Raw genomic sequence first — 7,390 nt, 5'->3', positions numbered from 1 at the left:
ACGCTCGGCGGCACCGGCGGCGGCATCGCTTACAACCGCGAGGAGTTCCTCGAGATCATCGAGCGGGGACTCGACGCCTCACCCACTTGCGAGGTGCTGATCGAGGAGTCGGTGATCGGCTGGAAGGAATATGAGATGGAGGTCGTCCGCGACAAGGACGACAACTGCATCATCATCTGCTCCATCGAGAACATCGACCCGATGGGCGTGCATACCGGCGACTCAATTACCGTGGCGCCGGCCCTGACGCTGACCGACAAAGAATATCAGATCATGCGCAACGCCTCGATCGCGGTCTTACGCGAGATCGGCGTTGAGACCGGCGGCTCGAACGTGCAGTTCGCGGTCAACCCGGACGACGGACGGCTCATCATCATCGAGATGAATCCGCGCGTGTCGCGCTCCTCGGCGCTTGCGTCGAAGGCGACCGGCTTTCCCATCGCCAAGATCGCCGCCAAGCTCGCGGTCGGCTACACGCTGGACGAGCTTTCCAACGACATCACCGGCGGCGCGACGCCCGCGAGCTTCGAGCCGACCATCGATTACGTGGTGACCAAGATCCCGCGCTTCGCGTCAGAAGTTCGCAGGAAGCGCGCCGACCTTGACCACGTCGATGAAATCGGTGGGCGAAGCCATGGCCATCGGCCGGACCTTCCAAGAGTCGCTGCAAAAGGCGCTCCGCTCCATGGAGACCGGGCTGACGGGTCTCGATGACTTCCAGTTCGCGGGGCTCGGCCAGGGCGACGACAAGAACGTGATCCGCGAGGCGCTCGGCACGCCAACGCCTGACCGGCTGCTGAAAGTCGCGCAAGCCTTGCGGCTCGGCTTCAGCCACGAGCAAATCTACGACAGCTGCCGTATCGACCCGTGGTTCATCCGCCAGATCCAGGACATCATCGACGCGGAGCTGCGGGTTCGCCAGCACGGCCTGCCGACGACGGCCTCACAGTTCCGGGCGCTGAAGCGACAAGGCTTCTCGGACGAGCGGCTGGCGACCTTGGCCAAGCTCGAACCGGCCGAGGTCGCAAGGCGGCGGCGCGATCTCGACGTGCATCCGGTCTTCAAACGCATCGACACCTGCGCGGCCGAGTTCGCCTCGCCCACCGCGTATATGTATTCCACCTACGAGACGGGCTTTCCCGGCGGCGAATCCTGCGAGGCGCGGCCCTCCGGTGCGGACAAGATCATTATCCTCGGCGGCGGGCCTAACCGCATCGGCCAAGGCATCGAGTTCGACTATTGCTGCTGTCACGCGGCGTTCTCTCTTTCGGCCGCGGGCTCGAGACCATCATGGTCAATTGCAATCCCGAAACCGTCTCCACCGACTACGACACGTCCGACCGGCTTTATTTCGAGCCCCTGACGGAAGAGGACGTGCTGGAGATCGTGCGCAAGGAGCAAGAGGCCGGCACGCTACGTGGCGTGATCGTACAGTTCGGCGGCCAGACCCCGCTCAAGCTCGCCGCGGCGCTCGAGCACGCCAAGGTGCCGATCCTCGGCACCTCGCCCGACGCCATCGATCTGGCGGAAGACCGCGACCGCTTCAAGGCGCTGATCGAGCGGCTCGGTCTCAAGCAGCCGCATAACGGCATCGCGCGTTCCGCGGACGAGGCCGTCGCCATCGCCAAGGACATCGGCTTCCCCGTGGTCATCCGTCCGTCTTACGTGCTGGGCGGCCGCGCCATGGAGATCGTGCACGACGAGATCCAGCTTGCCCGCTACATGACGGAGGCCGTGGTGGTGTCGGGCAAGAGCCCGGTGCTGCTCGATTCGTATTTGCGCGACGCCATCGAGGTGGACGTGGATGCGCTCGCCGACGGTACGGACGTGTTTGTCTGCGGCGTGATGGAGCATATCGAGGAGGCGGGCGTGCATTCCGGCGACTCGGCCTGCTCGCTCCCGCCGCATTCGCTGAAGCCGGAGATCATCGCCGATCTCGAGCGTCAGTCGATCGAGCTTGCCCGCGCCCTCAACGTGATCGGGCTCATGAATGTGCAGTTCGCCATCCAGAACGACGACATCTATATCCTCGAGGTCAATCCACGCGCCTCGCGCACGGTGCCGTTCGTCGCCAAGGTGATCGGCCTGCCCATCGCCGGCATCGCTTCGCGGGTCATGGCCGGAAAGCCGCTCGCCGCGTTCGGCTTGAAGCGGCCGCAGCTCAACCATATCGCGGTGAAGGAAGCGGTGTTCCCCTTCGCGCGCTTCCCCGGCGTCGATCCGGTGCTCGGTCCGGAGATGCGCTCGACCGGCGAGGTGATGGGCATCGACCGGGACTACGCGGTCGCCTTCGCCAAGAGCCAGCTCGGCGGCGGCACCAAGCTGCCGCTCTCCGGCACGGTGTTCGTCTCGGTGAAGGATTCGGACAAGGAGCGGCTGCTGGCGCCGGTGCGCAAGCTCGTGGACATGGGCTTCCGCATCGTCGCCACCCGCGGCACCAAGCGCCATCTCGACGCCAACGGCATCCCCTGCGAGCGGGTCAACAAGGTGCTGGAAGGCCGCCCTCATATCGTCGACGCATTACCAATGGCGAGATCGATATCGTGTTCAACACCACGGAGGGCGCCAAGGCGCTGGCCGACTCCATGTCGATCCGGCGGTCGGCCTTGATCAACCACATCCCCTATTATACAACACTCGCCGGCGCCCTGGCCGCCACCGAGGCCATCAAGGCCCTCCGGGAAGGCAGCCTGACCGTCGCCCCCCTGCAAAGCTATGTCGGCAAAGGCTCCGCAGAGCTCGCCGAGATGGCTTAGGCAACCGGTCAAAATCAACAGATTCTTGACTTGGACGGGTCTATTCCTTGACAGTATTGCCAAGGGGACCCCCCGAAGGAGCTTTGACTGACATGGAAAAAGTACCGATGACCGCGGAAGGCTTTACCGCGCTTGAGGCTGAGATCAAGCATCTCAAGACCGTCGAGCGGCCGCGGATCATCAAATTGATCGCTGAAGCCCGCGCGCACGGCGACCTCTCGGAGAACGCCGAATATCATGCCGCGAAGGACCTGCAAGGCCTCACCGAGGCGCGCATGGCCGACCTCGAGGACAAGCTGTCGCGCGCCGACATCATCGACGTCTCCAAGCTCAAGGGCGACCAGGTCATGTTCGGCGCGACGGTTACCCTGGTCGACGAGGACACCGACGACAAGGTCAAGTACCGCATCGTCGGCGAGACCGAGGCATCCGTGAAGGACGGCAAGATCTCCATCACCTCGCCGATCGCGCGCGCCCTGCTCGGTAAGCGCAAGAAAGACGTGGTCGAGGTCTCGACGCCCGGCGGCGGCAAATCCTACGAGATCGTCAAGGTCGAGTTCAAATAGCCGGACGCTCGTCCTCCCGAGCCCAAATTCCGCCCCTTCCCGTCCGTAAAGACAGCGCCATGATCACGCGGCGCCGACTTCTCGCGGGCGCGCCCGCCGCTTTGCTGGCATGCGCTGTCGTGCCATCGGCCGGCGCCACACCAGCTAAATCCTTGGAGCAGACCTTCGCGGCGATCGAAGCGAAGGTGGGCGGGCGTCTCGGCGTGGCGGCGTACGACACAGGCTCGGGACTGAAGGCGGCATGGCGCGGCGACGAACGCTTCCCCCTGTGCAGCACATTCAAATGGCTTGCGGGCGCCGCGATCCTCGCGCGGGTCGATCAAGGAAAAGAGACGCTCAAGCGGAAGGTGCCGATACGGGCCGAGGAGATCGTCACCTATTCGCCTGCGACCGAGAAACATGTGGGAGAGACCATGCCGCTCGAGCAAATTTGCGAAGCGGCGATCGCCTTGAGCGACAACACGGCAGGCAATCTCATGCTGGCTGCGCTCGGCGGACCGGAGGGCTTCAACGCTTATGTCCGTTCGCTGGGAGATGGCGTGACGCACCTCGACCGCATCGAGCCCGCCTTGAACGAGGCCGCGCCGGAGGATCCGCGCGACACGACGACGCCGCTGGCGATGATCGCCGATCTCGACGCGGCGCTCGTCGGCGATGCGCTGAGCCGTGCGTCGCGCAACAAGCTCACGGCGTGGCTGATCGGCAACGAGACGGGCGACGCCCGCTTGCGGGCGGGGCTACCGGAGAACTGGCGGGTCGGCGACAAGACGGGGACCTGCAACGCGCGGACGGCGAACGATGTGGCCATCGCCTGGCCACCAAGCGGGAAGCCCGTTCTGATCGCGGTCTATCTGGCGGAGTCGGATGTCAGCCCAGAGGCGCAGAACAAGGCCATCGCCGACGTGGCCCGCGCGGTCGCGACGGCCGTGGGCTGAATCAGGCGTTGGCGAGCTTCGCCCGCAACCCCACGGCGGCGCCTTTCAGGGCCGGAAACTCGGCGAGGATCACATAGACCGGGATGGGGCCGACGTACTCCTTCATGCGGCCCTTGTGCTCGAAGGCCTCGCGGAAATCGCCTTGGGTCAGGCGACGCAGGAGCTTGGGCGCGATGCCGCCGCCGAGATAGACGCCGCCGCGCGCGCCGAACACCAGCGCCACGTCGCCGGCGAAACGGCCGAGCCACGTGGTAAAGATATCAAGCGCTTCTTCGGCGATCTCATCCTCGCCGCTCAGCGCCCGCCGCTCCACCTCGACCGGCTCCAACACCTCCTCCGCGTGTCCGCGCGAGGCGGCAATGGCCTGGTGCAATTCCGTCAGCCCCGGACCCGACAGGGCGCGCTCCACGGAGAGGCGCTGGCGTCCCTTTCGCAGACGCTCGACGAGCGCAAGCTCGGCCTCGGTCTCCGCGCCGAGGGTGGCGTGGCCCCCCTCGCTCGACACCGGCACCCAGCCCATCGGCGACCAGACGAGCCCGGCAACACCGAGACCGGTCCCCGGCCCGAGCACGACCTTGGGACCGTGCTCGACCGGCGCCGCGCCGCCGATCTGATGCAGCTCGACCTCGGCCAGATACGGCAAGGACAAGGACAAGGCTTCGAAATCATTGAACAAATGAATCATGTCCGAGCCCCGCCTCGCCGGCGAGCGCGCTTTGCGAAAAAGACCACGGCGCGTTGGTGAGCTGGACCGTGTCCTCCAGCAGCGGTGCGGCCACGGCGATGCCCGCATGCGCCACCTCCTCGCCCACATCGTTGAGATAAAAGCGTATGGCTTCCGCGAGGCTCGCATGATCGGCGTTGCGGAAGCGACGGACGGCCGAGACCTCGAGCGTGACGAGATCGGCCACGGCGAAGCGCGCGTAGGTGCCGCCGATATCGGCGACGAGTGCGCGCGGCGGGATTGGGCTCGTTCTACTCATCGGTGCTGCCGGTATCCTCTGGAGGCCCGGTGGTAAACCATTTTGTGATGGCTCGCGAGCCTTGCAACGGGCCGCAGCATGATAAACAAGCATCGGACGCCGTTGCTGAAGTCGCCAAGGATCGTTTCATGCTCACCAGGCCCGCAGCCCTGACTGCCCTAGCCCTCCTCGCTTTCGTCCCGCTGGCGCTCGCCCATGAAGGCGCGACCGGCGTGGTGAAGGAGCGCATGGACCTGATGGATACGCAAAAGGATGCCATGAAGGTCATCGGCGAGATGGCCAAGGGCAAGGTGCCCTTCGACGCCGCCAAGGCTGCCGAGGCGGCAGGCGAGATCGAAAGGACCTCGAAGCAGATCCCCGAGCTCCTTTCCGGAAGGGACCGGCGGGCACCCGAGCGAGGCAAAGCCCGAAGTCTGGACCAAATGGCACGAGTTCACCGGCGATGCGCAAGGGCTGGAGACGGCGGCCAAGGACCTGATCCTCGCGCTCGAGGCCCCTGGGCGCCCGACTGGAAAGCGCAGTTCAAAGGCGTGATCGACGCCTGCAAGACCTGCCACAAGACGTTCCGGATGGAAGAGAAGGATTGAGGCGGCGTCCCCGGCAGGTTGATGAGGCTGCCCGCGCGGCCCAAAATCCCTATAGTCTCGGCCACCAGACCTCCCGACCCGGCACGGCATGATCGATAAACTTGAATTCATCATCGCGCTCTCCCGCGAGCGGCATTTCGGGCACGCGGCGGAAGCCTGCGGCGTGAGCCAGCCGACCTTCTCGGCCGGCATCAAGCAGCTCGAGGACACGCTCGGCGTGCTCTTGGTGGAGCGCGGCTCCCGCTTCCGCGGCTTCACACCGGAAGGCGAGCGGGTGCTCGACTGGGCCCGGCGCATCGTGGGCGACACCCGCGCCATGCGCCAGGAGATCGACGCACTGAAGCACGGCCTTGCCGGACATATCCGCATCGCCGCGATCCCCACCGCGCTCGCCATGGTAGGGCTCATCACCACACCCTACCGGGCGCAGCACCCGGATGTGAGCTTCACCATCTGGTCCCGCAACTCGATCGAAGTCCTCGGCATGTTGGAGAATCTCGAGATCGACGCCGGGCTTACTTATCTCGACAACGAACCGCTTGGCCGGGTGCAGACCGTACCGCTCTATAGCGAGGAGTACCGGCTGCTCGCCTCCGCCGACAGCCCGCTCGGCGACCGGGACCAGGTCACCTGGGCGGAGGTCGGCAAGGTGCCGCTCTGCCTGCTCACGCCGGACATGCAGAATCGGCGGATCATCGAGACGCTGCTCCGCGAGGCGGGCTCCGAGGTGGCGCCGACGCTCGAATCCGACTCCATCATCGTTTTGTTCTCCCATGTACGCACAGGAAAGTGGGCGAGCGTCATGCCCGCCAAGCTTGCCGAAGGTCTCGGCCTCACGGAGAAGGTGCGCGCCATTCCCATCGTCGAGCCCGAGGTGTCGCACTCGATCGGGCTCGTGGTGCCTCAGCGCAACCCATTGACGCCTTTGATCAATGCGCTGGTCAGCGAGGCCAAGCAGCTGGCCCCAATCCTGAGCGCGCACGTGCCCTCGGGTCCGATCCTGAAAGCCTGAGCCGAACGGCGCGCCCCGCCGACCAAAGCGGGCCCCTAACTCTTTGTCATCGATCAGGAATCCCGATCGGGTCACGGGGCTGCTTTATTGATTCCGCAGGCGTTTTTACCCATTTTTATAAACGCTCCAAAACGTCGAAGGAGCGTCAATAACGCGGCTGGGCAATGCCACGACATGAACCATGGACGCCTGAGCGCGCGAGCGAAATCATCGCGCAGCATCAGGATCAAAAGGGCGCCACGCTCCCAATTCTGCACGCCTTACAGGACGCCTTCGGCTGCGTCCCGCTCGACGCCGAGCCGATGATCGCCAATGCGCTCAATATCTCGCGCGCGGAGGTGCATGGCTGCGTGACCTTTTATCATGACTTCAAGCGCGAGCCGGGCGGCCGCCGAACCCTGAGCTTTGCCTCGCCGAGTCCTGTCAGCGTCGGGCGGGCGGGCGCTCGAAAAACGCGCATGCGAGAAGCTCGGTGTGGACATGGGCGGCACCACCGCGGACCGCCGCGTGACGCTGGAGCCGGTCTACTGCCTCGGCCTGTGCCACTCCTC

At 65.3% G+C, this 7,390-nt stretch carries 6 protein-coding genes and 2 pseudogenes; 6 read left to right on the top strand and 2 right to left on the bottom strand.

Going from position 1 to position 7,390, the window contains the following annotated elements; all coding sequences use genetic code 11:
* From carB to bla, 3 genes and pseudogenes are all read left to right on the top strand, one after another.
* Nucleotides 1-2,756, top strand: a pseudogene (gene carB, locus AUC71_RS12635) (carbamoyl-phosphate synthase large subunit); the annotation flags it as partial.
* A 92-nt stretch (nucleotides 2,757-2,848) separates the two neighbouring features.
* Nucleotides 2,849-3,322, top strand: coding sequence for a transcription elongation factor GreA (greA, locus tag AUC71_RS12630; RefSeq protein WP_069624547.1), 474 nt, complete (start codon nucleotides 2,849-2,851; stop codon nucleotides 3,320-3,322).
* A gap of 59 nt (nucleotides 3,323-3,381) precedes the next feature.
* On the top strand, nucleotides 3,382-4,257 hold the full coding sequence (bla, locus tag AUC71_RS12625) for a class A beta-lactamase (RefSeq protein WP_069624546.1): 876 nt from the start codon (nucleotides 3,382-3,384) through the stop codon (nucleotides 4,255-4,257).
* A gap of 1 nt (nucleotide 4,258) precedes the next feature.
* On the opposite strand, the gene AUC71_RS12620 is transcribed toward bla, so the two are convergent.
* Both AUC71_RS12620 and AUC71_RS22025 read right to left on the bottom strand, forming a co-directional pair.
* Complete coding sequence (locus tag AUC71_RS12620; protein WP_083238342.1) at nucleotides 4,259-4,942, bottom strand: glucokinase; 684 nt, start codon at nucleotides 4,940-4,942, stop codon at nucleotides 4,259-4,261.
* Nucleotides 4,923-5,240 (bottom strand): glucokinase, encoded by a 318-nt coding sequence (locus AUC71_RS22025; RefSeq protein ID WP_158007834.1) that lies wholly within the window; start codon nucleotides 5,238-5,240, stop codon nucleotides 4,923-4,925. Before AUC71_RS22025 ends, AUC71_RS12620 begins: the two co-directional genes overlap by 20 nt.
* A 128-nt stretch (nucleotides 5,241-5,368) precedes the next feature.
* Between AUC71_RS22025 and AUC71_RS12615 the strand changes: the two genes are divergently transcribed.
* The 3 genes and pseudogenes from AUC71_RS12615 to AUC71_RS17980 all read left to right on the top strand — a co-directional run.
* Nucleotides 5,369-5,827, top strand: coding sequence for a cytochrome c (locus AUC71_RS12615; RefSeq protein WP_158007833.1), 459 nt, complete (start codon nucleotides 5,369-5,371; stop codon nucleotides 5,825-5,827).
* Between the two features lie 88 nt (nucleotides 5,828-5,915).
* On the top strand, nucleotides 5,916-6,839 hold the full coding sequence (locus AUC71_RS12610; protein ID WP_069624544.1) for a LysR family transcriptional regulator: 924 nt from the start codon (nucleotides 5,916-5,918) through the stop codon (nucleotides 6,837-6,839).
* 164 nt (nucleotides 6,840-7,003) lie between these two features.
* A pseudogene (locus AUC71_RS17980) lies at nucleotides 7,004-7,390 on the top strand (NAD(P)H-dependent oxidoreductase subunit E); the annotation flags it as partial.

The sequence above is a fragment of the Methyloceanibacter marginalis genome, assembly GCF_001723295.1.
GTDB lineage: Bacteria > Pseudomonadota > Alphaproteobacteria > Rhizobiales > Methyloligellaceae > Methyloceanibacter > Methyloceanibacter marginalis.
Note: the sequence above shows the minus strand (reverse complement) of the source record. Positions and strands in the feature narration are given on the sequence as shown.

Excerpts from the sequence above, each read along its gene's own strand:
- greA (WP_069624547.1), top strand. The coding sequence starts at position 2,849 with ATGGAAAAAGTACCGATGACCGCGGAAGGCTTTACCGCGCTTGAGGCT.
- bla (WP_069624546.1), top strand. The coding sequence starts at position 3,382 with ATGATCACGCGGCGCCGACTTCTCGCGGGCGCGCCCGCCGCTTTGCTG.
- AUC71_RS12620 (WP_083238342.1), bottom strand. The coding sequence starts at position 4,942 with ATGATTCATTTGTTCAATGATTTCGAAGCCTTGTCCTTGTCCTTGCCG.
- AUC71_RS22025 (WP_158007834.1), bottom strand. The coding sequence starts at position 5,240 with ATGAGTAGAACGAGCCCAATCCCGCCGCGCGCACTCGTCGCCGATATC.
- AUC71_RS12615 (WP_158007833.1), top strand. The coding sequence starts at position 5,369 with ATGCTCACCAGGCCCGCAGCCCTGACTGCCCTAGCCCTCCTCGCTTTC.
- AUC71_RS12610 (WP_069624544.1), top strand. The coding sequence starts at position 5,916 with ATGATCGATAAACTTGAATTCATCATCGCGCTCTCCCGCGAGCGGCAT.